This is a genomic window from Labrys sp. F242, from assembly GCF_057813875.1.
This window is the reverse complement of the sequence record NZ_JBVASG010000006.1, coordinates 309234-334147: the sequence shown is the minus strand read 5'-3', so window position 1 is coordinate 334147 and position 24914 is coordinate 309234. Positions and strand designations below refer to the sequence as shown.

26 protein-coding genes and 1 pseudogene are annotated in these 24914 nt (G+C 64.7%); 13 read left to right on the top strand and 14 right to left on the bottom strand.

Annotation, left to right across the window (positions count from 1 at the left end; translation table 11 throughout):
- Positions 1-41: 41 nt before the first annotated feature.
- From mch to ACZYTC_RS29840, 4 genes are read right to left on the bottom strand one after another with little or no spacing between them, the layout of a single operon-like run.
- Positions 42-1016, bottom strand: coding sequence for a methenyltetrahydromethanopterin cyclohydrolase (mch, locus tag ACZYTC_RS29855; protein WP_434960046.1), 975 nt, complete (start codon positions 1014-1016; stop codon positions 42-44).
- Positions 1013-2167 (bottom strand): ATP-grasp domain-containing protein, encoded by a 1155-nt coding sequence (locus ACZYTC_RS29850; RefSeq protein WP_441771653.1) that lies wholly within the window; start codon positions 2165-2167, stop codon positions 1013-1015. The genes mch and ACZYTC_RS29850 overlap by 4 nt, the downstream gene beginning before the upstream one ends.
- Positions 2133-3026, bottom strand: coding sequence for an NAD(P)-dependent methylenetetrahydromethanopterin dehydrogenase (locus ACZYTC_RS29845; RefSeq protein WP_441771652.1), 894 nt, complete (start codon positions 3024-3026; stop codon positions 2133-2135). The genes ACZYTC_RS29850 and ACZYTC_RS29845 overlap by 35 nt, the downstream gene beginning before the upstream one ends.
- Positions 3026-4078 (bottom strand): beta-ribofuranosylaminobenzene 5'-phosphate synthase family protein, encoded by a 1053-nt coding sequence (locus ACZYTC_RS29840; protein ID WP_454817062.1) that lies wholly within the window; start codon positions 4076-4078, stop codon positions 3026-3028. Before ACZYTC_RS29840 ends, ACZYTC_RS29845 begins: the two co-directional genes overlap by 1 nt.
- A 180-nt stretch (positions 4079-4258) precedes the next feature.
- Between ACZYTC_RS29840 and ACZYTC_RS29835 the strand changes: the two genes are divergently transcribed.
- The 7 genes from ACZYTC_RS29835 to ACZYTC_RS29805 all read left to right on the top strand — a co-directional run bounded on the left by ACZYTC_RS29835 (position 4259) and on the right by ACZYTC_RS29805 (position 11395).
- Positions 4259-5287, top strand: a complete 1029-nt coding sequence (locus ACZYTC_RS29835) for a formyltransferase (RefSeq protein WP_488991248.1) — start codon at positions 4259-4261, stop codon at positions 5285-5287.
- Complete coding sequence (locus ACZYTC_RS29830; protein WP_488991247.1) at positions 5281-6915, top strand: formylmethanofuran dehydrogenase subunit A; 1635 nt, start codon at positions 5281-5283, stop codon at positions 6913-6915. Before ACZYTC_RS29835 ends, ACZYTC_RS29830 begins: the two co-directional genes overlap by 7 nt.
- A complete protein-coding gene (gene fhcD, locus ACZYTC_RS29825; protein WP_488991246.1) occupies positions 6903-7847 on the top strand; it encodes a formylmethanofuran--tetrahydromethanopterin N-formyltransferase in 945 nt (314 codons plus the stop codon). Before ACZYTC_RS29830 ends, fhcD begins: the two co-directional genes overlap by 13 nt.
- The gene (locus ACZYTC_RS29820; protein ID WP_488991245.1) at positions 7844-8650 is read left to right on the top strand and encodes a formylmethanofuran dehydrogenase subunit C; all 807 of its coding nucleotides are present in this window, start codon (positions 7844-7846) and stop codon (positions 8648-8650) included. Before fhcD ends, ACZYTC_RS29820 begins: the two co-directional genes overlap by 4 nt.
- Positions 8651-8783: 133 nt before the next feature.
- The gene (locus ACZYTC_RS29815) at positions 8784-8990 is read left to right on the top strand and encodes a hypothetical protein (RefSeq protein ID WP_434960038.1); all 207 of its coding nucleotides are present in this window, start codon (positions 8784-8786) and stop codon (positions 8988-8990) included.
- A 126-nt stretch (positions 8991-9116) separates the two neighbouring features.
- Positions 9117-10697 (top strand): sensor histidine kinase, encoded by a 1581-nt coding sequence (locus ACZYTC_RS29810; protein WP_488991244.1) that lies wholly within the window; start codon positions 9117-9119, stop codon positions 10695-10697.
- Positions 10694-11395: a response regulator transcription factor gene (locus tag ACZYTC_RS29805; protein ID WP_434960036.1), complete on the top strand. Its 702-nt coding sequence runs from the start codon at positions 10694-10696 to the stop codon at positions 11393-11395. Before ACZYTC_RS29810 ends, ACZYTC_RS29805 begins: the two co-directional genes overlap by 4 nt.
- Positions 11396-11490: 95 nt before the next feature.
- Here the strand turns inward: ACZYTC_RS29805 and ACZYTC_RS29800 are convergent, their stop codons facing one another.
- The gene (locus tag ACZYTC_RS29800; RefSeq protein ID WP_434960035.1) at positions 11491-12042 is read right to left on the bottom strand and encodes a hypothetical protein; all 552 of its coding nucleotides are present in this window, start codon (positions 12040-12042) and stop codon (positions 11491-11493) included.
- A 347-nt stretch (positions 12043-12389) separates the two neighbouring features.
- Between ACZYTC_RS29800 and pqqA the strand changes: the two genes are divergently transcribed.
- The 6 genes and pseudogenes from pqqA (at position 12390) to ACZYTC_RS29770 (ending at position 16594) form a co-directional block, all read left to right on the top strand.
- Positions 12390-12482 carry a pyrroloquinoline quinone precursor peptide PqqA gene (gene pqqA, locus ACZYTC_RS29795; protein WP_068288997.1) on the top strand — a complete coding sequence of 31 codons (93 nt, stop codon included), beginning with the start codon at positions 12390-12392 and terminating at the stop codon, positions 12480-12482.
- Positions 12483-12526: 44 nt separating this feature from the next.
- Complete coding sequence (pqqB, locus tag ACZYTC_RS29790) at positions 12527-13426, top strand: pyrroloquinoline quinone biosynthesis protein PqqB (RefSeq protein WP_441771701.1); 900 nt, start codon at positions 12527-12529, stop codon at positions 13424-13426.
- A pseudogene (gene pqqC, locus ACZYTC_RS29785) lies at positions 13423-14441 on the top strand (pyrroloquinoline-quinone synthase PqqC). Before pqqB ends, pqqC begins: the two are co-directional and overlap by 4 nt.
- Entirely contained in the window at positions 14438-15568 is a 1131-nt protein-coding gene (gene pqqE / locus ACZYTC_RS29780) for a pyrroloquinoline quinone biosynthesis protein PqqE (protein ID WP_454817049.1), read from the top strand. Before pqqC ends, pqqE begins: the two are co-directional and overlap by 4 nt.
- The gene (locus ACZYTC_RS29775; RefSeq protein WP_434960033.1) at positions 15565-16254 is read left to right on the top strand and encodes a hypothetical protein; all 690 of its coding nucleotides are present in this window, start codon (positions 15565-15567) and stop codon (positions 16252-16254) included. Before pqqE ends, ACZYTC_RS29775 begins: the two co-directional genes overlap by 4 nt.
- A complete protein-coding gene (locus ACZYTC_RS29770; protein ID WP_488991243.1) occupies positions 16235-16594 on the top strand; it encodes a hypothetical protein in 360 nt (119 codons plus the stop codon). Before ACZYTC_RS29775 ends, ACZYTC_RS29770 begins: the two co-directional genes overlap by 20 nt.
- 14 nt (positions 16595-16608) lie before the next feature.
- Here ACZYTC_RS29770 and ACZYTC_RS29765 read toward each other — a convergent pair whose 3' ends face one another.
- The 9 genes from ACZYTC_RS29765 to ACZYTC_RS29725 all read right to left on the bottom strand — a co-directional run bounded on the left by ACZYTC_RS29765 (position 16609) and on the right by ACZYTC_RS29725 (position 24876).
- Complete coding sequence (locus tag ACZYTC_RS29765) at positions 16609-16893, bottom strand: hypothetical protein (RefSeq protein ID WP_434960031.1); 285 nt, start codon at positions 16891-16893, stop codon at positions 16609-16611.
- A gap of 289 nt (positions 16894-17182) precedes the next feature.
- The gene (locus ACZYTC_RS29760) at positions 17183-18022 is read right to left on the bottom strand and encodes a quinoprotein dehydrogenase-associated SoxYZ-like carrier (protein WP_488991242.1); all 840 of its coding nucleotides are present in this window, start codon (positions 18020-18022) and stop codon (positions 17183-17185) included.
- Positions 18023-18094: 72 nt separating this feature from the next.
- Positions 18095-18643 (bottom strand): PQQ-dependent catabolism-associated CXXCW motif protein, encoded by a 549-nt coding sequence (locus tag ACZYTC_RS29755; protein ID WP_488991241.1) that lies wholly within the window; start codon positions 18641-18643, stop codon positions 18095-18097.
- A 4-nt stretch (positions 18644-18647) separates the two neighbouring features.
- On the bottom strand, positions 18648-19454 hold the full coding sequence (locus tag ACZYTC_RS29750) for a substrate-binding domain-containing protein (RefSeq protein WP_441771643.1): 807 nt from the start codon (positions 19452-19454) through the stop codon (positions 18648-18650).
- Between the two features lie 52 nt (positions 19455-19506).
- Positions 19507-19995 (bottom strand): c-type cytochrome, methanol metabolism-related, encoded by a 489-nt coding sequence (locus ACZYTC_RS29745; RefSeq protein WP_434961313.1) that lies wholly within the window; start codon positions 19993-19995, stop codon positions 19507-19509.
- Positions 19996-20331: 336 nt separating this feature from the next.
- Positions 20332-22134: a lanthanide-dependent methanol dehydrogenase XoxF5 gene (gene xoxF5 / locus ACZYTC_RS29740; RefSeq protein ID WP_441771642.1), complete on the bottom strand. Its 1803-nt coding sequence runs from the start codon at positions 22132-22134 to the stop codon at positions 20332-20334.
- 353 nt (positions 22135-22487) lie between these two features.
- Complete coding sequence (locus tag ACZYTC_RS29735) at positions 22488-23426, bottom strand: quinoprotein relay system zinc metallohydrolase 2 (protein WP_488991240.1); 939 nt, start codon at positions 23424-23426, stop codon at positions 22488-22490.
- 69 nt (positions 23427-23495) lie between these two features.
- Positions 23496-24227 (bottom strand): ABC transporter ATP-binding protein, encoded by a 732-nt coding sequence (locus ACZYTC_RS29730; protein ID WP_488991239.1) that lies wholly within the window; start codon positions 24225-24227, stop codon positions 23496-23498.
- On the bottom strand, positions 24196-24876 hold the full coding sequence (locus tag ACZYTC_RS29725) for an ABC transporter permease (RefSeq protein ID WP_434961312.1): 681 nt from the start codon (positions 24874-24876) through the stop codon (positions 24196-24198). Before ACZYTC_RS29725 ends, ACZYTC_RS29730 begins: the two co-directional genes overlap by 32 nt.
- Between the last annotated feature and the right edge of the window lie 38 nt (positions 24877-24914).

The following is a 24914-nucleotide window of genomic DNA, read 5'->3' as shown; positions in this document are numbered from 1 at the left end:
GTTCCTGCGAGGTTGGGTTCCGAGCGGGTGGCCAGGTGATCTTACGAGAAGGAGGCGTCCACGAGATCCGGCATCAGATAACCTCCGCGAAAGGTCTCGCCATTCTCGAGCGCAGTGACGATGACTTCCGCCGGGCTGAACAGATGCGGGTCGATGGCATAGAAATCTCCCTTGAAGCGGCTGAATATCTCGGCGAAGGGCTTGCCGTGATCGCGGGAGGCCGGGCTCGGCAACGCCTCGGCCAGGGACTTGGCGGCCTGGGCAGGGCCGGACACGAACAGATGCACGCGCCCGCCATAGATGATGGCATCATTGGTGCGTCCCATGGCGCGCACGAAATCCGGCGTGGGTGGCGCCAAAGGCGCCGTGCCCAGCCCATCGACGATGTCGGTGAGCGGAAAGCCGAGGCTGTGGGCCTTGTGCAGGGCGACCTCGAGCACCCGGCTGACGACCTGGGTCGCCCCGGCCAGGCTTTGGGTCGGCGCATAGATGAAGGTCAGGGCGTCGGGCGCCAGCCGCGTCGCCTCCGCGACATTGCGCACCACGGCCTCCGGCGGCGGCGAGGCCGTTTCCAGGATCAGGACGGCGCTGTCGGCCTCGTCGCTGTAGCCCAGTTCCACGAAGAGTGGCTCCACCCGCGCCGCGGCACGCCCCGGCCCCGATCCCAGGGCAAAATAGGCTTCCTTGCCGGCTCCGGCGCGCAGACTCCAGCCGGCATATTGACAGCCGAGGCAGGCCAATACCGGATTGGTCGTCTGCACATTGACGGAAAAGGGCCAGCGCTCGACCGGTCCGGTGGGCGCGATCGTCACCCGGCCGAGGCCCGCCAGGCAGATCTCGGCAATCCGGCGGCCGGCTTCGATGGAACCGGGGACATCGGCACCGGCATCGATGAAGCGACACCCGCCTGGCCCCACGCCAACCGTCAGCCGCAGGCCCGCGGCATCGGCGACGAGATTGTCGACCAGCGGTCTAGCCAGCGCATTGACGCTCGGGAGCTGCGGGAAAATCGTCACGCGGGAACTCTCTCTTGTTGAACGAGACGTGCAATTTCAGATGCCCGCGCGTCGAGCAGGTTGCGGACGGTGGCGATATCCAGTCCCGTGGCGGCTACCGTGCAGATCGGCGCGCCAGCCCTGATCGCACTGCCGCGCTCCGGCCGGTCCATCACGAAAGCGGGCCAGGCAACGTCAGGCACCTCGGCGATGGTGCTGTCGGCATAGACGATCATGGTGCCGGCGGCCTCCTCGGGAGGCGCCTCGGCCTCGCCCAGTTCGCCCATGCTCGCGCGGCAATGACGTTCGAATAGCGGCGTCGGGCGCCGATCGAGACAGTCAAGGGTGGCGCCCGGCCGCGGATTGATCTCCAGGAGCCACCAGCGGTCCGGCGCCACCAGCAGGTCGGCGCTGGCGAGACCCCGCAACCCGGTGGCGGCCACGATCCGGCCTATCGCGACCTCGATCTCCCGATCGACCGCAGCCGGTCCGCCCGGTTCGATCGCGCCGCCATAACGCCAGCCAGCGCCCCGGCCCGGCGAAGGCCATTGGCGCGTGAGGGCGACCGTCCGTGCCTGGCGGCCATCGGCGAGGAAAGCGATGGAAACCGGCTCCCCCTCCACCGCCCGCTGCAGATAATTCCCAGGCGCCAGCCTGTTCACGCGAGCCTTGCGGATGTGCCCCCCGCCCGAGCCGCCACGACGCTTGGACAGCCATCCCACGGATGACGCCACGGGCTCCAGCCGGATCTGGGGATGGCCGATGCCGAGCTCTGCCAGCATGCGCGCAAAGCCCGCGGGATTCTTCAACTGTGCCACCGTTTGAGCGCTGGCACCGATCAGGCCGAAACGCTCGTCGATGGCCTGGATCAAGGCGGGGCTCGCCTCGAAACCACTGCCCAGCACGACACCGAAAGGCGAATCGGCGCTGGCAAGAGCCAATTCCTCCAGCGCATCGAGAACGGCGGCTCCGGCAACCCCCACACCGAACCGGCCTCGGACCTGGCGATAGCCGGCAGCCAAGGTTCTCGTGTCACTGTCACCGAAGAGGTCGACGACCAGCGGCCTGTAGCCCGCGCGACGGGCGGCGGCGGCAAGGCCGCGGCCCGATTGTGCGGCGATCAGGACGCAGGCGCCCTCACCCTGCGATCTCGAGGGCAAGCTTGTAAGCATCGCGAAAATCCAGGCTGATCGGCTTGTCAGTCGCCAGGAGGCGGCTGAAAAGGCCGAGTTCGGTCTTGTATTTGACGTTTCCGATGGCAAGTGCGCCGACCGCCAGCGCCTTTGCATTTCCGAAGGGTTCGCCATTGGCCATGACACCAACACCCTCCACCCCCGCCGGCGGGACGGCATTGACGTCGGCCGCGACCAGCAGCCCCGGCACGGAATCGAGATCGGCGGCGGAAAGGATGTTGACGCCGGCGGGTCCGCTGGACAGGACGATTTCGGCACCTGCGACCGCCGCCCGACGAGCCTCGGGCGTGCTGCCATCGGCATAGCCGATATCGACGCCGAAGCGCTGCTTGATGCCGGCGGCAATATCGGCGACGCGCTTGGTACCGTCATGGCCCGCCAGCACCGCCTGGGCACCCTCGAGCGCGACCAGCACGCCGGCGCAATAGGCAACGACACCGGTGCCGCCGAAGATCACGACCTTGCGCCCGGCCAATTCGCCACCATGCTTGTCCCTGAGCACGGCCTTGACCTTGGCGACCATGGCGGCACCGGTGGTGAAGGAGCCTGCGGGGTCTGTGAACAGGTTGAGGGCAAAGGGCGGCACGAAAGCCTTTTTCGCGGCATCGAGCATGTCGAGGGCAAGGGCGCCATTCTTGCCGCCGATGAAGATCGACGTGCGGCTGCCATCGCCCGGCGCCCGTGAGAAAATGGCGTCCTGCACCAGCGGCCGGATCTCCTCCAGCGTCACGCCAGTATAGGGAATGACGACATCGAACCCCGCATCGACAGCCATGTTGATGTCGAAGGGGCTCATATGCTTGAGCGGCGAGAGCATATGCAGGATCGATCGGGCCATCAGGACGCAAGCCTCCTCTTGAGCGTGGTGTCTCGGTTGACCCCCGTGTGCTCAATCCTAACTTGGGCACCCTGGTTACGGCCGCGCACGATATCCAGATGGATGCCGGGTGGCAGTCCGTCCGCCTTGAGAGCGGCAACCAATCTGCGGGCCTCGCCCTCGGAGCCGATGATGGCAAAGCCTGTCGGGCCCCAGGAACTCTGGCCGATGCCGGCTACGCCGCGCTGCTCGCAAGCCGTCAACACCTTGGTGACGGAAGGACTGGTGAAGCGACCGCCTTGCGCCGACGCGAAATGATCACCCACCACGCGCTGCAATTCGGCCACGCCGGCCCCAAAGGCCTCGACATCCCGGTCCGCCACGGCCGGCAGGATGCGCATCAGGGCGAGCCGGCACAAATGAGCGGCCGCCTCCGCTGGAAAGGGCGGCAATTGCCGGAAGGCGCTGACCTCTGCTTCGCCATGCAGGCCATGGGTGGACGTGTCGAAGATCAACAGCACCCGCCAGGCATCGGGAAAAGGCAGGCGGGCAAGAATCGGAGGCGCTCGATCGTCCTCGCCGCGTCCGCCGTCGAGAATGAGGCCGCCCCGCTCGAACGTGGCCAGGCCGGCTGAAGAACGATTGCCCCTGTCGAGTGCCTCTGCGGCATCGCGCGCCCGAAAGGGCCGCCCTCGCAACCGGGCGAGGCCCGCCGCCACCGCCAGGGCGATCTGCGTACCCGAACCGAGGCCGGCATGGGGGATGATACTGTGACGCAGCCGGAAATGGCCGCGCGGCTCCACATTGAGATGGAGTGCGGCCGCCTCGGCATAGCGCAATACCCTCTCGGCCTCCTCGCCCTCGGCAATCAAGCGCTCGGCGTCCGACACCATCAGGTCCACCGCAGGCCGGCTCACCGCGAGGCCGAGACTGCCGAAGCGGCGGCCGAGGCCCCCGTTCAGATCGAGAAAACCGAGATGAAGCCGGGCACAGGCCTTCACGCGGATCGATGCGGGATTTGCCGGTGAGGCGGTTTCAAATCCGGGTAAGGTCGTTCCCTTGTGCTGATACATCGGCTCGGCCTCCCCAATAGGAAAATATCATAACAAATAAACATCGTTGGCAACGCAGCGATTTCTTAGAAATAGTCCATATTATTCTTATAAATTTGCCAGAGAGCGCTGAGGTACTTGGCCGAACGCTGAGGTGGTTGTTAGCTATAGCGAAAATGAAAGGCAGGAGACGGCATTCGGATGCGAGCCTGGATCGAAGGCCAGCCAGTTGATCAGCACGAGGCCGTCGCCGCGGCGGCGAGGATTCTGCGCGAGGCTCGCACTCCCCTCATCGGCGGACTGGCCGGAGATGTCGACGCGGTACGCGCCGCCTATCGGCTCGCCTTCCATATCGGTGCTTCCCTCGATTGCGCGGGCTCGGACGCGCTGTATGCCGATCTCGGCGCGCTCGCCGCTCACGGCGCCATGACCACGACCTGGGCCGAAGCGCGCAACCGCGCCGACCTGCTCCTGATAGTGGGGCGCAAGGTCGGCGCCCATCCCCTGCTCGCCGAACTCGTGGTGGCTCCCGCGCCCCTGGCCGGTGTCGTCAAGCGCGACGTCGTCGGCCTGGACGTCGAGCAAGCAAACCTGCCGGGGCAGCTCGCCTTGCTGCGCGCGCTGGCGGCCGGCCACCTGCCATCCGGTTCCGAGACGACGGCGCTGGAGGCCGTCGCCGACAGGGCGAAAGCTGCCCGTTTCGGGGTCGCCGTCTATGATCCCCAGGAACTGGGCGAACCAGCCGTCGGCATGCTGCAAGGCTTGATCAAGGATCTCAATGACAAGACCCGCTTTTCCAGCCTGCCGCTCGGGGTGCCGGCCGCGGCGCGGCTAGCCCTGTCGGTGGGCAGCTGGACGACCGGCGACGCGCCGCGCGTCGGGCTGGGACGCGGCTATCCAGAGCACGATCCCTGGCGCTTCGACGCGCGACGCCTGATGGCGGACGGTGAGGCTGATGCGGTCTTATGGCTCGATGCCCTGGCCAATACCGAAGCGGCGCCGACAAACCTTCCATGCATCGCGCTCTCGGGACGCCCCGATGGAGCGCAGGCCCGCATCGTGATCGAGGTCGACGTTCCAGGAGAGGCCGGCGCGGCCGTCTGCTTCGACGAGCGCCGCGCCACCCTCACCGCCATCGGAACCGGGACCGCCTCGCGAAACGCCGGCGCGGCCGAGATCCTCGACGCCATCCAGGCCGCGATCGGCGAGAAGGGGCAGGCATCATGCTGACACGCATCGCAGGCGGCCGTATCGTTGATCCCGCTTCCGGCCGAGACGGCAAGGCGGATCTGTGGATCCAGGACGAGCGCATCGTCGAAAAGCCGGTACAGGCCGTCGCCGACACCGTGATCGACGCGCGCGGCTGCGTGGTGATGGCTGGGGGCATCGACGTCCATTCGCATATTGCCGGCGGCAACGTGACCCTGGCACGCTTGCTGCTGCCCGAACTCCATGTCAGCGAAACCGCCGGCGACCCGGCTTTGCCCTTTTCGACGGCCCGCTGGTCGGCCTTCGAGACCGGACGCCTCTACGCGCGCATGGGATATACGACGGTGATCGAGCCGGCACTGGCGCCCAGCGCCGCACTGGCAACCCATCTCGAGCTCGACGACATTCCCCTCATCGACCGTGGCGCCCTCAGCGTGCTCGGCAATGATGATCAGTTGCTCTCCTTGCTCCGGCGCAAGGAGGGCGCCCAGGCGGTGCGCGACTTGACGGCGTTGACGCTGGCGACGTCGCGCGGGCTCGGGGTGAAGGTCATCAATGCCGGCGGGGCGGCCGCCTTCAAGCAGAATGTCCGCGCCTTCGGGCTCGACGACGAGGTGCCGAGCTATGGCCTGACCTCGCGCCAGATCCTCCTGGCCCTGCTCGACGCGACCATGGCCATCGGCGTGCCGCACCCGCTGCATGTCCACTGCAGCAATCTCGGCCTGCCCGGCGCCGTCGATACGCTGGTCGCCACCATGCAGGCCGCGGAAGGCCGGCCCATCCATTTCGCCCACGCCCAGTTCTATAGCTATGCCCGGCACGAGAGCGGCGGGATCGCCTCCGCCGCCGCCGAGGTCTGCGAGGCCCTGGCGGCAAATCCCAACGCGACCATCGATGTCGGCCAGGTGGTGTTCGGCCAGACCTGTACGATATCGCTCGACATTCTCCGGCAATTCTCCAGCCGCAAGGCCGGCCGGCCGCGCAAATGGATCCTGGTCGATGGCGACGCCGAGGGCGGCGGCATCGTGCCCTACCGCTATCGCCGAAACTCGGACATCAATGCCCTGCAGTTCGCCATCGGCCTCGAACTTTTCCTGCTTTCGCCGGATCCCTGGCGTGTGCTGCTCACCACCGACCATCCCAATGGTGGCCCGTTCACCGCCTATCCCCGCCTCATTCATCTGCTCATGGACAAGGCGGAGCGGGACCGGACCCTGGCGAGCCTGCCGGATATCGTGCGTGAGCGCAGCGGCCTTGCCGCGATCGAGCGCGAATACACCCTGACGGAGGTGGCAATCATGACCCGCGCCGCCCCGGCACGCCTGCTCGGGCTGGCGGATCGCGGCCATCTCAAGCCCGGCGCACGGGCGGACGTAGCTGTCTACCGCGAGGATGCCGACCGCACTGCCATGTTCGCCTCGGCCGAGCTCGTGCTCAAGGACGGCGCGGTTGTGGTGCGCAAAGGCGAGCCGCTGGGATGGCGCGCCGGCCGCACCCTGACGCTGGCGCCACAGTTCGACCCGGCCATGCAGCGTCACGCCGATCGCTATCTCGAGGAGCGCTTCGGTGCCGGCCTGGAAAGCTTTGCCGTACCTCTGGAGGCCTTCGGCGAAAGAAACGTTTTCGAGGTCGAGCCATGTCTGACCTAACACTCAGCTCTGACCCAACACTCAGCTCCGAACTGACGCTCAACGGCATCGCCATCGACGATACCTTTGCCGAAGCCTTCGGCATGGCCGCGACGGCAATCGTGTTGACGGCCGATACGCCGCGCTGGGCCGAGATTGCGGCAGCGAGCCTGACGGGCTTCGCCACTTCGGTGATCGGCTGCGGCATCGAGGCCGGCATCGACCGCAGCCTCTCGCCGGAGGAGACTCCGGACGGCAGGCCGGGCCTGCGCGTTCTTTTGTTCGGCTTCGACGCCGACGGGCTCGGAAAGCAGCTCGCGCGGCGTGTCGGCCAATGCGTGCTGACCAGCCCCGGCTCGGCCTGCTATGCCGGCTCCGAGGGCGCGCGGCGTCTCAAGCTGGGCGCCAATATCCGCTATTTCGGCGATGGCTACGAGACGGCCAAGCGTGTCGGTGGCCATCGCTATTGGCGGGTGCCGGTGATGGACGGCGAATTCGTCTGCGAACACGATACCGGCCTCGTCGAGGGCGCAGTCGGTGGCGGCAATCTCTTGTTCCTCGGCCGCGACCAGGCAGGCACGCTGGCGGTGGCCGAGGCCGCGGCCAAGGCAGCATCGGCGGTATCGGACGTGATCCTGCCTTTTCCCGGCGGTATCGTGCGCTCCGGCTCCAAGGTCGGCGGGCGCACCAAGGGCATGATGGCCTCGACCAACGATCCCTATTGTCCGACGCTGAAGGGCCGCAGTCGCGCGGCCCTGGCGCCCGAAATCGGAGCGGTGCTCGAAATCGTCATCGACGGATTTTCGGCCGAGGCCGTGCGGGCCTCGATGCGAGAGGGCCTGCATGCGGCCGTCCAAGTAGGCCCGCAGAACGGCCTGGTGCGTGTCACCGCCGGCAATTACGGCGGCAAGCTCGGCAAATATCACTTTCATCTGCGCGAGTTGCTGACATGAGTGCCCTCATTTTTCGCCTGCGCGAAGCCCCGCCCGAACGCCTCGACCTGTCGGGCCTGGTGCCGCATCGCATCGGTGCGCTTTCCATCGCGGAGATCGAGAGACTGCCGATCGGCACCTCGCGGCGGGGCGTCGCCGTGGCCGATATCTTCGCCGTCGAGGAAGGCGAACGCACCGATATTCGCTTCCACGGCGGATCGACGCGATTCGACCTTGTGGGTGCCGGCCTCGAATCCGGCCGCCTCGTGGTGGAAGGCGATGTCGGCCAGCGACTCGGCCAGGCGATGCGGGGCGGCACGATCGAGATCTCCGGCAATTCCGGCCCGTTTGCCGCAAGCGCCGCGACGGCAGGACTTGTCCGCATCGCCGGCCACGCCGGTGAACGTGCCGGCGGTGCCACCCATGGCGCGATGCATGGCCTTGACGGCGCCACCCTCGTGATCGAAGGCGACGCGGGCGACAGGCTGGGCGAGCGCATGCGGCGAGGACTGATTCTCGTCGGTGGACGAGCGGGCGATTACGCCGGCTCGGGCCTGATAGCCGGGACTATCGTGGCCCAAGGCGTTGGCGACAATCCCGGTTATGGCATGCGGCGCGGCACCATCATCGCCGCCACGCATGGCGTCCTGCTGCCGAGCTTCGTGCCAACGGGCCGGCACCGCCTCGTGGTCGCCCAACTGCTTCGCCGCGCCGTGGCGGCAATCAGGCCTCAATCGGCCGAGATCATCTGCGAGCAAGCCGAGCGCCTGGCCGGCGACCTTGCCACCCTCGGCAAGGGCGAAATCCTGATGCCGGCGTCATGAGCCGGCCCGATGAAGCCCAGGACCTTGCCGCTACCTCCCCGGAGGTAGGCCGCATGTGCAGCTTGATTGAAACCCCGAACGAGAACACGCTTATTGTCTCCATCTGCACGAGAGGCATCCCAAGAGGCAAGCGATGTGGATTCTCATGACAGTCTGCCTGATGGGCGCGCCCGACAACTGCCGCGAGGAGCGCATCAGCTGGTCCATGGAAACACGCGACAGCATGGCCTGCCTGCTGCATGCACAGGAAACCATCGCCCAGTGGCAATCCACGCATCGCCAATGGAAAGTACGCAACTGGCGCTGTGTCACCAAGCGCGACCTGTCCACCGACATCTGAAAACAGGGTACTGCCGCAAAACGCTCCAGGACTTTGGGCCCCGCAGCCTTGCGTCGGTGCCTCGGCTGGGCAAGTGTGCATACGCAACCGACTGCAAATGGTCGGAACATTCTGGTTCATGGCGGCATGGGATCGATCCGAGGCTCCCTCTCCTTCCTGATCGCCGGTGCCGCCATGCTGACCTTGCTGGCGGCGGCCGGTCTGTTGTTCGCGGTGCGCACCTCCGATTTCGCCGTCGAGCGGCTCACCGTGTCGCAGCGCCGGCTCGACCTGCTTGCCGAGGCCTCTGGACGCCTCACCGACTATGCCTTCGCCGCCATCGACAGCGCCCAGGCCGCGGCGCCGAGCCGCCTGCGCCTGACCGCCTTGAAGAGCCAGATCGACACCGTGCTGAATTCGGCCGGTGCCGATCCCTGGCAGGGCGAAGCCGTGCCCGGCCGCACCGAGCCGCCGGAGCGCATGCTGGCTCTGCTGCGTGCGGATGTTGCCGGCCTGGATGCAGCTATCGCCGGCGGACTCGAGCAGGTGGATGCGGCCGCGCGCAGCGATACCATTCGCGGAGCCCTCAACGGCTTCGGCCTGAGCGCCGGCCCGAGGCTGTCCGCTCTGGTGGAGGCCGAGCGCCAAGCTGTCAAGCTGGCACGCGAGGATATCGCCCGTACTTCGCAGCGCCTCACCATTGCTGCCATTGCTGCCGCGATCCTGGCCATTCTCATCGCGATCCTGCTGCACCAGCGGATCACCCGACCGCTGCTGCGGCGTATCAGCGCCATCGACGATGCCGCCATCGCCATCGGCCGCGGCAAGCTCGATATCAGGCTCGCCATCGGGGCCCGCGACGAGCTCGGCCTGCTGGTGGCCCGTTTCAACCGCATGGCGGCCTCGCTGGCCCGGCGCGAAGATAGATTGTCGCTGGACAGAGCCGCGCTCGAACGCACCGTGGCCGAGCGAACGGCCGATCTCACCACCGCCAATGAGAGGCTGGCCGGCATCGACCGCTCGCGCCGGCGTTTCTTTGCCGATGTCAGCCATGAGCTGCGCACGCCGTTGACCGTGGTCCTGGGCGAATGCGACATCGCCCTGCGCGCGCCCTCCATTGCCCCCGAAGAAGTCCGCACCACCTTCGCCATCATCCGCCAGCGCGCCTTCCGCCTGCATCGGCGGGTCGAGGACATGTTGCGCGTCGCCCGCTCGGAAAGCGGCGAGATCACCCTCGATTTCCGCCGCATCGACCTGGCGCGCCTGCTGGCAGACGCCGTCGAGAGCTATGCACCCGTGGCGCGGCGCCACCAGCTTGAGATTGCGCTCGCTCTCCCCGAGGCACCAGGCGACATCGTCGCGGATGGCGACTGGATCCGCCAGGTGGTCGAAGGACTGATCGACAATGCGGTCCGCCATGCCAAGGGGGCCACGCGCATAGAAGTGCGCCTGGAGGATGCATCCGACGCCGCCAGCATCTTCGTCAGCGACGATGGCTGCGGCATCCCGGCCCAGGCACGCGAGCAGATGTTCGAGCGTTTCGTCAGCCGCGACGGCGGTGCCGCCTCAGGCTTCGGCATCGGCCTCGCTTTGGCCCAGTGGGTTATCACGCGACATCATGGCAGCATCGTTATAGCATCGGATCCAAAGATCGAGCGCGGCACGCGGGTGGCGATCACACTGCCCCGAGCCGCCGAGGGGAATACGCACACAGGATTTACATCATGAATGTATTGCTCGTCGAAGACGATGTTGACATCGGTTCGATGCTCAGCCGCGGCCTGAAGGTGGAAGGGTTCGACGTCACCACGGTGGAGCGGGCGGACCAGGCCCTCGACACCGCCCGGGATATCAATCCCTGCGCGGTGGTGCTCGACATGATTCTACCCGACGGCTCGGGGCTCGACGTTTGCCGCGCCTTGCGCGAGACCGGTTATACTGGGCCGATCCTGTTTGTCAGCGCCAAGGACGAGGTGCAGGACAGGGTGGACGGCCTCACGGCCGGAGCGGACGATTACATCGTCAAGCCCTTCCAGTTCGACGAACTGGTGGCGCGGCTTCGCACCCACCTGCTGCATCGCTCCGGCACCGCGGAAGAGCATGAGCGCCTGATCGTCGGACGTCTCGTGCTCGACCACGAGACGCGGCAGGCCCATTATGGCACCGTACATGTGCGCCTGACCCAGCGTGAGGCTGAACTGCTCGCCTTGCTGATGCAAAGCGCCAACCATCCCGTCTCACGCGGCGAGATCTTCGACCGCCTCTGGGCCACGCAAGGCGGCGTCTCGCTCAATGTCGTCGACGTCTATGTCGGCTATCTCCGGACCAAATTCGCCGATATCACCCGCGTCGGCGGCCCCTTGATCGGCACGGTACGCGGCCGCGGTTTCATGCTCGACATGGCCGGCAACCGCTCGGGACGCTGACGAGGCAGCACGGGCGGGCGAGGGGATTTTAAGAGCGCGACGTGCAGCCGCTCCGCCGGAGGCGACTGCCGAGCCCGGAGGGCGATGACATGGATCTATTTTTCGGTGACATTGCCCTTTGCATCGACGGCGACGCCGGCCTCGCCATAAATACCTCGCTCAATTAGAGCCATTGCGTTCGAATCCGTCTCGGCCTGCCAAAATTTGACGACACCCGCCAGAGCCATTTTTGCCGCATCGCTCTGCGCGGGCGGGCAAGCCCGTCCGGCGCTGTTGGCTGCTTCCTTCGATCGGGCGGCGGCGATCATATCGTCAATGTCGAGATCGACCCCGGTGCAGCGAGCCATGGTTGCGAATGTGCCGTATACCCGGGCGATGCCGCGATAGGCTTGTTCCGCAAAATCCCGCTTCCCGCATCGCTCGATGAATGCCGTGAAAATGACGGCCTCCTGGATATTGAGGCTGGTGGTCGGCAAAATACAGCTCTTGCCCTCCCGAGCGGGATGGGAGCCCAATTCCCCACAAATGGAAAAAAGAATGCGTTGTTGTATGGCCTGCGATACTTGGCAAATTGGAGCCGCCATCGTGTAGCTCGGCAAGATCGCCAAGATGATTGCAGCAGCAATAGCACTCCCAAAATGGCGCATGTCTCACCTAAGGTTTTCGACACCAAAGTAGCTTGGACATTATTCGAGTCCGATACCACATATTTGGATATGATGTCGCTGTCTCCAACAGATCGAATCCATTCCCGTGCGGGAGGCGGCATGGCCAAAAACCGGCTGGATGCCAGCGCCCCAGGGAGCGCCGATCACAATGCTGCCCGCTCCTACTCTCTTCAAACGAGGCCCGTGCAATCCCACGCCTATTTTCACTTGCGGTATTGATGGAAGACGTGGATAGTGTTGTTGGTAGTGATCTTGGCAACCTCCAAGATTAATACTTATAAATTCCTTATGAAAAAGCTCACAACCCAAGCAACGGAGGAATTGGAATGCGCTGGACCAAACCTGAAATCATCGAGTTTTGCGTGGGAATGGAAGTGACGGGCTATATGTCCGACGAGGATCTGCCGCCGGAATTCTGAACTGAACCGGCGACAGTAACGGAACCGGAGCCATGCAAGCAGACTTGCATGCCGTCGTTCTGGGGGCGGCAGCCGGAGGTGGCGTTCCGCAATGGAATTGCGGCTGTCCGGTTTGCCGTCTGGCCTGGGCTGGCGACAATCGGGTCCGGCCCCGCACCCAGTCGAGCATCGCCGTTTCGGCGAATGGGGCAGACTGGCTCTTGCTGAATGCCTCGCCCGATATCCGCCAGCAGATCCTGGCGGTGCCCGCGCTCCAGCCCAAGGAATTTCCGCGCCATTCGCCGATTGCAGCGGTCCTGTTGACCAATGGCGATGTCGACCATGTCGCCGGCCTGCTGGGGCTGCGCGAACGCCAGGCCTTCACGCTCTACGGCACGGCCGAAACGCTGGACAGCTTGGCCGACAACCGGGTGTTCGACGTGCTGGCGCGCGATGTCGTGCGGCGCCAGGCCGTGCTACCCGGCCAGGGCTTCGAAGCCGTGCCGGGCCTGACCGTGACGTTGGTGCCGGTCCCGGGAAAATTGCCGCTCTGGCGCGAGGATGAGCCGATGCGTCTGGGTGAGGAAAGCGAAGCGACGGTCGGGGCGATCCTGGCGAGCGGCTCCAGGCGGATCGCCTACATACCGGGCTGCGCCGCCGTGCCACCCTGGCTGCGCGAAACCATCGCCGATGCCGATCTGTTGTTGTTCGACGGCACCCTCTGGGAGGACGATGAGATGATCCGGCATGGCGTGGGCACCAAGACGGGGCGACGCATGGGCCATATGCCGATAGCCGGCCCCGATGGTTCGATGGCTGCCCTCGCCGGCCTGCAGGTGCGACAGCGGGTCTTCATCCATCTCAACAATACCAACCCGGTGCTGGTGGAAGGCTCGCCCGAACGGCGAGCGGTCGAGACAGCCGGCTGGCAGGTCGCCCATGACGGCATGGTGTTTCGCCTATGACCAAGCTCCTTTCGCCCTCCGCCTTGGAAGCCGCGCTGCGCGACATCGGCCATCGGCGCTATCACAATCTCCATCCTTTCCACGCCGCCCTGCATGGCGGGCGCCTCAGCCGGGACCAGGTGCGCGCCTGGGCCCTCAACCGCTACTTCTACCAGGCCATGATCCCGGTGAAGGACGCCACCCTCCTCGCCCGCATGCAGGAGGCGGCCCTGCGCCGGATCTGGCGCCAGCGCATCGTCGACCATGACGGCACCTCCGACGGCGATGGCGGGCTGGAGCGCTGGTTGAAACTGACCGACAGCCTCGACTTCCCGCGCGACTATGTGGTCTCTACCCGCGGCCTGCTGCCGGCGACGCGCTTTGCCGTGCAGGCCTATGTCGATTTCGTGCGCGACCGTTCGCTGCTGGAGGCAATCGCCTCCTCCCTGACCGAGATGTTCGCGCCCACCATCATCTCCGAGCGCATCGCCGGCATGCTGGCCAGTTACGACTTCATCTCGCCCCAGGCTCTCGCCTATTTCGACAAGCGCCTGTCGCAAGCGCCTCGCGATGCCGATTTCGCGCTCGACTACGTCAAGCAGCACGCCACCACCATCGAGCTGCAACAAGCCGTCCTGGCTGCCCTCGCCTTCAAATGCGATGTGCTGTGGGCGCAGCTCGATGCGCTGCAGCATGCCTATGTGACGCCCGGCCTACCGCCGCCCGGCGCCTGGATTCCGGGCATGGAGCTGGCGTCATGAGTGCGCTCTCGCCCCAGGACGTGCCGCGCCTGCCGCGCGGCGTCAGGCTTCGCTTCGACACGGTCCGCGACAAGCACATGCTGCTGGCACCCGAACGCGCCTTCGGCCTCGATGCGGTGGCGGCGAGCGTAGTGGAACTGGTGGACGGGCAGCGCAACGTCGGCGAAATCTGCGATCTGCTCGCCGAGCGCTATGGCGAGGCGCGCGAGGTGATCGAGGGTGACGTCATCGCCATGCTCGACGACCTTCTCATCAAGCGGGTGATCGAGCGATGACGAGCGGCGCCCGCATTCCCAATCCCATCGGCCTGTTGGCCGAACTCACGCATCGCTGCCCGCTGCGCTGTCCCTACTGCTCGAACCCGCTCGAACTCGATCACCGCGCGCAGGAATTGGACACGGCGACATGGAAGCGCGTGTTCGGCGAAGCAGCCGCGCTGGGCGTGCTGCATGTGCACCTGTCTGGCGGCGAGCCGACCACCCGGCCCGACATCGTGGAACTGACGGCCCATTGCGCCGAGCTCGGCCTCTACACCAACCTGATCACGGCCGGCGTCGGGGCAGCGGATAGCCGGCTCGACGCCCTGGCCGAGGCCGGCCTCGATCATGTGCAGCTCTCCATCCAGGCGGCCGCGGCCGAGACAGCCGAGCGCATTGGCGGCCTTGCCGGTGCGCACGCCAGGAAACGGGAATTCGCCCGGCACGTGGTGGCGCTAGATCTGCCGCTGACGGTAAATGCGGTCGTTCACCGCGCCAATATTGGCGAGGTCGGCGACATCATTGATCTCGCCGTCGAGATGCAGGCCAAGCGCGTCGAAATCGCTCACACCCAATATTATGGCTGGGCCCAGCGCAATCGTGCCGCCCTGATGCCGACACGCGCGCAGGCAGACGCCTCGATCGCTTTGGTGGAGGAGGCGCGCGAGCGGCTGAAGGGTCGCATCGTCATCGACCTCGTCGTGCCCGACTATTATTCTGCCTATCCCAAGCCATGCAGCGGCGGCTGGGCGCGGCGCACCTTCAATGTGACGCCCTCCGGCAAGGTCCTGCCCTGCCATGCCGCCGAAACCATCCCCCATCTCGAGTTCTGGTCGGTTCGCGAGCACACGCTGGCGGAAACCTGGCAGTCCTCGCCGGCCTTCAATGCCTATCGCGGCACCGATTGGATGCCCGATCCCTGCCGCAGCTGCGAACGGCGGGAGCGCGACTGGGGCGGCTGCCGCTGCCAGGCCCTCGCGCTGACCGGCGATGCCGGCGCAACCGATCCAGCCTGCCACAAATCGCCCTGGCACGACCGCATGCAGGCCCTGGCCGCATCCGAGTCGGCCGTTTCCTCGCCACCGGCCTATGACTACCGCGTCATGACGGCTGCGCCGAGCCACGCGGAGGGACAACCGGCATGAACAGCTATTTCCATCGCAGCCCGAGGCGACCATGCCTGGTGGGCTTGATCTTCCTCGCCCTCGCCGGCATGGCCCATGCCGCCCCCGCGATACCGGATGCCGCCACCTTGCTGTTCGAGGAACCTCAGCTCGACAAGACCAGTGCCAACCAGGTGCTGACCTACGCCTATCATCGCAAGAGTGCCGACGACAAACTTTATGGGGCCTCTTTCGAGGACACGATCCGCCTCACCCTCGACAAGGGTGAGACACCGCAAACCCGCACGGTGAAAGTCCAGCTGTTCAGCGGCGCCAACCGGCGCGCCGCCGGGCCTTTCGAGAACATGAGCGGCAACCCGGTGCTGAGCCTCTTCCTGGAGCATCACATCGGCGTGCTCGCCGAAAGCTACCGGGCCAATCCGCGCTATTTCAAGACGGCAATCCGTGTTGCCCTGCGCGACAAGGCCGAGGTCAAGCCCGCAGAAATTCCGTTCGAGGGCCGCGCCCTCCCCGGCTGGCGCGTCACGATCCAGCCCTTCAGCGACGATCCGAACAAGGCCCGGCTCAACGGATTGGACACGCTACGCTACGAATTCCTGGTGGCGAGGGATCTGCCGGGCGAGATCGCCCGTATCGAGGTCTCGGCACCGGGAAAGAACAGCCCGCTGCTTGACGAAGGGATTTCCTATGAGGCCAAGCCCGACTGACACACTTCTGGCACTCCTTGTGCTGGCAGCCGCAGCTGCTCCCGCTTTTGGCGCGGAGGTCGAGAACGACTATCCGACCAACGCACGGGTCGACTATGTGATTGGCTGCATGGCCGCCAATGGCGAGAGCCGGGAGGCCATGGAGCGCTGCACCTGCTCGATCGACGTGATCGCCTCCATCCTGCCCTATGACGGCTATGAGAAGGCCGAAACCATCCTGGCCATGCGGCAGGGCGTCGGCCAGCAATCCGCCATCTTCCGCAGCACCAAGCAGTTCGACGATGTCGTCGCCAATCTCAGGCGCACCCAGGCCGAGGCCGAGATCCGCTGCTTCAAATAGAACTGTATGCGAGTTCAGCCGTTCAACGTCGGATAATCCCAATCATGCTGAAGATGGCTTCGGGCCCGTGCGAGGGTCTCGGCATGATCATGCTTGAACGGAGCGACGAGCTGTTTCTCGAGGCTACCCAGAAGCCTGTGAAGGACTACGCATTCGGCGGTGCTTTCAAAACATGAGCCCGCCGGCGTGGCGCCGGTCTTCGGATCGCACCAGCGCGAAAGAAGCTCGAACAAGACGACGGCCTCGTTCGCATCGAGACCGATTTCAAGATGATCCTGCGTCTCGACGTTGCCGGCCATTGTTTGATCACATCACGTGTTTCGGTGACGCTTCTTCTAAGACCAGGTCGCAGGGAAAGCTACTCGATGTAGGATCGCAGGCATCCTGCCCATAGGCGCTGACTTTGCGAGTGGAGGCGCCTGAAACGAGGTGTGCCGATCTCCAGATCGGCATCTTCCTGCCGGCAAGCACCGCGCTTCCAAGATGGTCGATCTGGAGATCGACCCACCAGATAAGCACCAATCGCCGCAAAGTCAGCGCCTATGGGCATACTGCCTCTTCTTCCTGTCTGCCTACCAGCGCCTCGCTTCAGCTGCCCCCGTCAGCCGGAAAGGCCCGCTTGAACTCGTTGCCTTCGGTGTCCTTGACGTCGACGGTGACGGCCTGACCATTCTTCTCATAGCTGAAGCGAAAAGTGGGATCCTCGCTGAGCGAGATGCCGCCCTCCATGGAAAAGACCGGCTTGTTGCCCTGGGCAACCGCAAGGGTCTGCACGAACCAGGCTGGTGTGTAGAGCCGCGTCACCTGGTCCATCTGCATGCCGGAATAATTGGGATGGCGGATCTGGACCTGGGCTTCCTGGCTGCCCGTGCTCGTAAAGTCGCGGAAGCGCATCTTGCCCAGATTGGCCTTGGCCTCGGCCGGGTCCTTCCCCGCCGGGGCAGAGCAGCCGCCCGCCGCCTTCACGAAGACCTTGGTCATGTGCAGCTTTCCGTCGCTGGTCTCGCTGACCGCCCGGACATAGGAATAGGAATTGACGCGGATGCGCGTCGACAGGCCGAATTGCCGCCTGCCTTCTGCGAGCTTGAAGACAGCCACCAATGGCGAGGGGTTCTCGTCAACCACCAGCGTGATTGCCTTGACCGTACGGGCATCGCCGGGTGGCAGGTTGATATGCACCTCGATCGGCACGAGCGCCGCATCCTCGGCCCTGGCGGGCGCACCGAGCGTCACAGTCGGCTCGGCATCTATGCCCTGCTGGCCGAAAATGTCCGTACGGATGGAATCCCAGGTCGCTTCGCTCGGCGTATCGCCCGCCTCAGCCACGCCCGGACCGGCAAGAAGAAGAATGGCGGCCAAGCATGCACCGCCGAGGACCTGCCGGCGCGAAGGCACCGGTCCGGCAAGAGTCTGGATAGAAGACATCATGCTTCTCCCTTCCTGATGAACAAGACGACCAAGGACGTCTTCTGGTTCCGCCCCGGCCTGCAGCATCACCGATCAGGGCCTCGGCTTGGCCACCTCCATGGCCAGGCCTGCGGCCTTCCAGCCGTCAACGCCATCGCCGTACCAATAGATGCGGCCATAGCCGTAGCTCAGCGCCCGCTTGGCGGCGTTCCACGACATCCAGCAATCCTTCTTGCAGAAGAATACCAGCGCCTGCTCGTGGCGCCCCTGGCTCAGCTCCGCGAGGCTGCGCTTGAAATACTCTTCCGTCGGTGCCGCCAGGGCTCCGCGACCAACTTCCGGCAACCAGACCGCGCCCGCTATGGTTTCATGCGGCGGGTCCCGCCAAACCGTGCCGGCTGGGAGCTCCGCCGGCTTGGGCGGGTGCGGCAGGACATCGACGAAGATGGCCTCTCGCGTTTTCCAGAGCGCCTCGGCCCGCCCAGTGTCCAGCACGGTTGCGCCGGCAAGAGTTGCCGGCGTCGGCGCCTTGTAGTCATCGAGACGGTAGCCATTTGGCTCGGGAGGGGAGCCTGCATGCACGGGTTGCGCCAAAAACGCGAGGACCAGAATGACGGCACTGCGCACTGTCATTCGGGTCATCACATCACTCCTGCATCTGCCCGGCGGCGAGATTGGGCCGCTCCGCCGGCAGGCTTTCGATGGAAACCCTGGGCACACCATAGTCGTCAAGCACCTGTTCGATGTCCTTTTGGCGTTTGCGGATAGCGGCGTTGAGCGTGTGCTTCCACTGCGTCTCGTTCGCCCGGATGCCGAAGGTGATGCGATAGGCCAGCAGGGGCCGCTCGCTCTCCTGCACGAGGGGAATGACCTTGAGCGGCACGCTGGCCTTGCCGGCGTAATAACCGGCGATCGGCCCCCACAGCAGGGCGCCATCAGTCGTCCCCGCGACGAGATCGTCGATCGCTTCCTTGCCCGCCGCATTATCCTGCTGATCCAGGGTCAGCCCGTAGCTCTTGGCCTTGTCGACCAGGCCAAGCCGCTGGAGGTGATCGACGGGCGGCGTCCCGGCGATGATGCCAAATCTGCGTCCTTTGAGGGCGGCATCCTCCAACTTGGTGACACCGGCAAGGGGTCCGGCCGCCTTGACCACGAGGACATAGGTCGATGCGTAATAGGGGTTGGTATGCTGCGTCAGATCGGAGCCCGATGCTGCCCCGATGACGACGTCGCACAGACCCGTGCCTAACGTGTTGCGCACGAAGCCCATGCCCTGCTGCAGCCAGTAATACCGCACCGGCCGCTGCAACTCCCTGGCCACGATCTCGGCGATGCGGTTCTCGAACCCTTCCTGGCGGCGGTTCGAGAACGGCATGTTGGCCGGATCCGAGCATACGCGCAGATTGGCTTTGTCGACGAGTTCGGGCACCTGCTGGGCGCTGGCAGGATTCAAGCCGAACGCCAACCCGGCCAGGGCAAGTCCTGGCACGAGAAGCTGGCTGAACTCAATTCGCCATGCAGGCCGTTTCGGCATCCTTGGCACTCTGCGGCTTGGGGTCGTGTTTTTCGGGACGGACGCGCGCGAGTGCACCGTCGCTGCGCGCTCGCAGATAGACATAGATGTCATCAAGATAGCACATCACGTTCCGGTTCGTGCCGAAAGTGGGCATCACCTTCTGGCTTGACGTGCTGACATCCTTGCGGCCCTGCACCACGACGGTGGTGAACTGCTCATAGTTCATTTTTTTCAGGGAATCGGTGAGAGCCGGCGCATAGGTCGAACCCGCTCCGTCCGGGCCGTGGCACACCGTGCATTCGGAATGATAGCGCCGGTAACCGGAGAAAGTATACCAATCCACATTGCCATCTGCAGTAACGTTATAGGTTGGTGCACCCTCGGCATCGCTATATTTGCCATCCTCGCTGCTTGCCGGCTTGGCAGGATCGGCGAAGGCCGACGTCGCTGCAAAAAGGCTCAACGCCAGCGCCGTCAAGCCGAAGAGCGCGCTACGTTGAAGGGGGGCGGCGGGGCGGTTCCCGGTTTGTAATTTGATTGGATTGGCTTGGACAAGCAATCGTCTGTCTCCCACTCAGGGCGCAGGCCACCATTTCGCGGGCCGAACGGCACCGAAAACAGGCAGGCTCTGCTTTTGTCTGGCGAGGAGGCTGGAGGAAAGACGAAGCTTCCTCCAGCCTCAACTGGATGATCGACTAGAGTGTTTTGCGATTTGTCGACATCGACGAGAATCGCAAAGACGCCTCGAAGCAGCGAGCCAGAGCAAACACGCGTTCACGCTTGAACGCGCTTTGCTCTGGGTGGCCTCATCCACTCATGGCAGTGCGAACACCGTCAGCTGTCCGCCGAGCGCCGTGTAGCTGTTGAGGGCTGCATAGCCGCCAACGGCGCCCAGACCCGCATTCGGATCGGTCAGGCCTGCCGCCAGGCCGATACCGGCCCAGCCACCGACACCCGAGAGCACTGCGACATATTGCTTGCCCTTGTGGGTGTAGGTCATCACGTTGCCGATGATGCCGGAGGGGGTCTTGAACTTGTAGAGTTCCTTGCCCGTCTTGGCATCGATGGCCTTCAGATAGCCTTCCAGCGTGCCGTAGAACACGACGCCACCGGCGGTTGCGAGCGGTCCGGACCACACCGAGAACTGCTCGGGCAGCGACCACACGATCTTGCCCTTGGCAGCGTCCCAGGCGATGAAGTTGCCCATGCCGCCATGGCTGTTGGGGGCCGGATACATCGACAGAGTGGCGCCGACATAAGGCTGGCCCGGGGTGTAGCTCACCTTGAACGGCTCATAATCCATGCAGACATGGTTGGTCGGCACGTAGAAGAGACCGGTCTTGGGGGAATAGGCCATCGGCTGCTGGTCCTTGGAGCCGAGAGCGGCAGGGCATACGCCCTTGGTGTTGACGTCTTCGCCATTCTGTTCGGTCGAATATTTGGCCACGACCAGCGGACGACCATAGGTCTTGCTGTTCTTGTCCATGTCGACCTTGGTGGCCCAGTTCACCACCGGGTCATACTTTTCGGCGACCAGCAGCTCGCCCGTCTCGCGGTCGAGGGTGTAGCCGAAGCCGTTGCGGTCCAGATGGACCAGGGCCTTGCGCTCCTTGCCGTCGATCTTGAGATCAACCAGCGGAACTTCGTTGACGCCGTCATAGTCCCATTCGTCATGGGGCGTCATCTGATAGACCCACTTGGCCATGCCGGTGTCGGCGTCACGGGCGAAGATGGTCATCGACCACTTGTTGTCGCCGGGGCGCTGCTTGGGGTTCCAGGTCGAGGGATTGCCCGAACCATAATACACCAGGTTCAGCTTGGGATCATAGGAATACCAGCCCCAGGTGCAGCCACCGCCGGTTTTCCATTGGTCGCCTTGCCAGGTCTTGATGCTGGAATCCTTGCCGATCGGCTTGCCGAGCTCGGTGGTCTTTTCCGGGTCGACCAGCATTTCATCGTCCGGGCCCATGGAATAGGCGCGCCAGGCTTGCTTGCCGGTTTTCAGGTCATAGGCGGTGAGATGGCAACGCACGCCGAATTCACCACCGGAAATGCCGACGAGGAGCTTGTCCTTGACGGGCATGACGGTCGCCGTATTGGTTTCGCCCTTCTTGGGGTCGCCATTGACGACGGACCAGACCACCTTGCCGGTCTTGGCGTCGAGCGCCACCACCGTGGTGTCGGCCTGATGCAGGAACACCTTGCCGTCGGCATAAGCCAGACCGCGATTGACGGTGTCACAGCACATCACGGGAATGACGTTGGGATCCTGTTTGGGATCGTAACGCCAGATGATCTTGCCTTCATTGTTGAGATCGAGGGCGAAGACCGTGTTGGGAAAAGGCGTATGGACATACATGATGTCGCCGACCACGAGCGGGGCCCCTTCATGGCCGCGCAGGACGCCCGTCGAGAAGGTCCAGGAGACCTGGAGCTTTTTGACGTTTTCCGAGGTTATCTGGTCGAGCTTCGAATATCGCGTGTTCGCATAATCGCCGGTCTGCAGTACCCACTGGTTGGGGTCCTGCGTCAGTTTCTGGACTTCATCATTGGCGTAGGCCTGCGCGCCAAAAAACAGCGAGCAGACCACGCCCAGCCACGCTATCAGTATTTTCATTGGGCTTCCTCCGAGTGGCCACACGCATGCCGTCCCGCCGGACCACATGCCGAACTTGATTGTCGTTCTTCTAGCCTTGGGGATACCTCGTCTCTTCGACAGCGTGTCACAGCCGGCGGTTTCGCCTCGGAGCCATAGGCATAAGCCGCTGGCTTTCGAATCGACACTGCGATCCCCATCACGGTGCCGTTGGAAGTCGAAGATGCGTTACCTTATGCAACGGGTTCAGTTCGTGCAAGATTTGACTGACATACCACTAGATTTATTTTTACCTTATTATGATGCACCGCATCATCTTCTGCGTGCAGCGCAAAATAACGATGGTACTATACGGTGCCCCAGCAGGTTGCCGCCTATTCCCATTCCAGTTCGCGATAGGCGCTTGTCGCATTCCGAACATTGAAGTCGTCGAACAACTTCCAGTTGCCGCGTTCCGACTGCGCCGCCTCCTTCACGGCCTGCTGCAAGGGCTTGCCCTGAGCAATCATGGTGCGCAAATCGTCCCGCAAGCGCTCGAGGTAGCGAACCATGGCGTCGGCCGCGCCCGGCCAGGCCATCGCCGCCGGCCCGTGCCCCGGCACGACGCGCGCGGCCTGCCGCGATCGCAGTGTACCGATCACGGCAAGCCAGCCATTGAGACTGCCGTCGAGGGCCGGTACATGGCCCGAAAAAAGCAGGTCCCCGAGAAACCAAGTGCCGGTCTTCTCGTCCATCACGGTGAGATCGGTGTTGGTATGCGCGGTCGGCCATGCCTCGAGCAGGAGGCGCCGCCCGCCGAGATCCAGCGCGAGACGATCCTTCACCAGCAAAGTGGGAGGGATCGCCTCGGTCCCGGCAAAGGCGGTCTCACCGATCAGCCTGCGGGTCGCCGAAAGATAGGTGTCGGCGCGCGCTGCCAGAGCCTCCGGCAGATTGGCATGACCGACGATCACCGCGCCGGGCAGACGGAATGCGGCATTGCCGAGCAGATGGTCAGGGTGAACGTGGGTATCGATGACATAGCGGATGGGCTTATCGGTGCGGGCACGAATGGCCGCCAGCAAGGCAACACCCGCCTGCTTCGAACCACCGGTATCGATGACCGCGACCGCTTCGCCGCCAACGACGAAGCCGGCATTGCCGATGGCATCGCTATTGCCCGGCGCGGCAAGTTCATGCGGCGCGGCAAAGACGAAGACACCCTCCGCCACCTCGGTCACCGGCAAGGGCGGCGGCGTTTGCGCGAGGGCCGCGCTCGTCGCGAACACAAAGTAAATTGCCAACAAAAAGACCTGTACGACGAGCCGGCGCATCACCTCATAGTCTCCCACATCAGGCGCCGCGGCTGGGGACCGCGGACGACACGCCTTATTATAAGGGCATCACAGGCCGAAGCGGCGGGCAAATTCGCGATGCCGCTCCTCGATCCAGGCCGAATGGCGGTCCTCGCGCGCCTCGCCGATCACCACCTCATGCAGGATGCGGGTGGGGCGGTGGCTCAGAAACAGCAGCCGGTCAGCGAGCCCGATCGCCTCGCGCACATTATGGGTGACCATCAGGACCGTGATGCGATGATGGGCGACTGCCGCCAGCAGGCCGGCTCGCAGGTCGGCGGCGGCCTTGTCGTCGAGCGATACGAAGGGCTCGTCCAGCACCAGCAATTGCGGTTCCAGCGCCAGAGCCCGGGCCAACGAAACACGGCGCTGCAGGCCGAGCGACAGCGTATGCGGATAATGGCTGCGCCACTCCAAAAGGCCGAGCCGCCCGAACAGGTCGTCGAGACTACGCCGGCGCTGCGCCGGCGGCAGGGCAATCCGGATGTTCTGCTCCACCGTCCGCCAGGGCAGCAGGCGCGGTTCCTGAAAGGTCACACCAACAGTCAGTGTCTCGATTTCCGGCTCCACCCTGCCCTCGAAGCTACGGTCAAGGCCGAGCAGGATCTTCAAGGCCGTGGTCTTGCCGCAGCCGGAGGGGCCGATCAGGCAGGCGAACTCGCCGAATGCCAGCGACAGGCCGAAATCCCTGACGGCCTCCACCGCCCTGCCGCGATCATCGCGGTAGACCTTGCTGGCGATATGCACGTCAAGCAAGGGCGGGACGCCAGCGTTGGGCATGCTTTTCCAGGGGCTGCAGCAGGAGGAACTCGATGGCAAGCATGACGCAGGTGAAGGCAAGAGCATAGCCCAGCACTGCCGTGACATCGGAAAGCTGGAAATAGAGCGAAATGGCGTAGCCCACGCCGGAGGAACGGCCGAGCAATTCGACCAACAGCACGATCTTCCAGACCAGCGACAGGCCGGAGCGCGCCGCGGCCGCGACATAGGGCGCCAGTTGCGGCAGCAGAACATGGCGCAGCCAAGTTACGGCCGAGAACCGATAGACCCGGCTCATCTCCTCCAGATCACGATCGAGCGCCCGCGTCCCCTCGCGCAGCACCACGATGACATTGGGGATCTTGTTGAGGGCCACCGCCGTCACCGCAGCGGCCTCCGTCAAGCCGAGCCAGATGTAGCACAGCACCGCGATCACCAGGGCCGGCATGTTGAGCAGCACCAGCAGCCAGACGTCGAAAGCCGCATTGGCCCGGCGCCAGCGGCCGAGAGCGACGCCGATGATACTGCCGATCAGCATGGCCACGCCAAAGGCGGCGGCTACCCGCCACAGCGTGATGCCGACATTGGCGATGAGGTCTCCGCGCTGCGTCTCAGCGACGATGAAGGCGAACACCGCGCCCGGCGAGGGCAGCAGCGGCCCGTTCGCCATCCTGGCAGCGACCTCCCAGATCACGAGCAAGGCGAGCA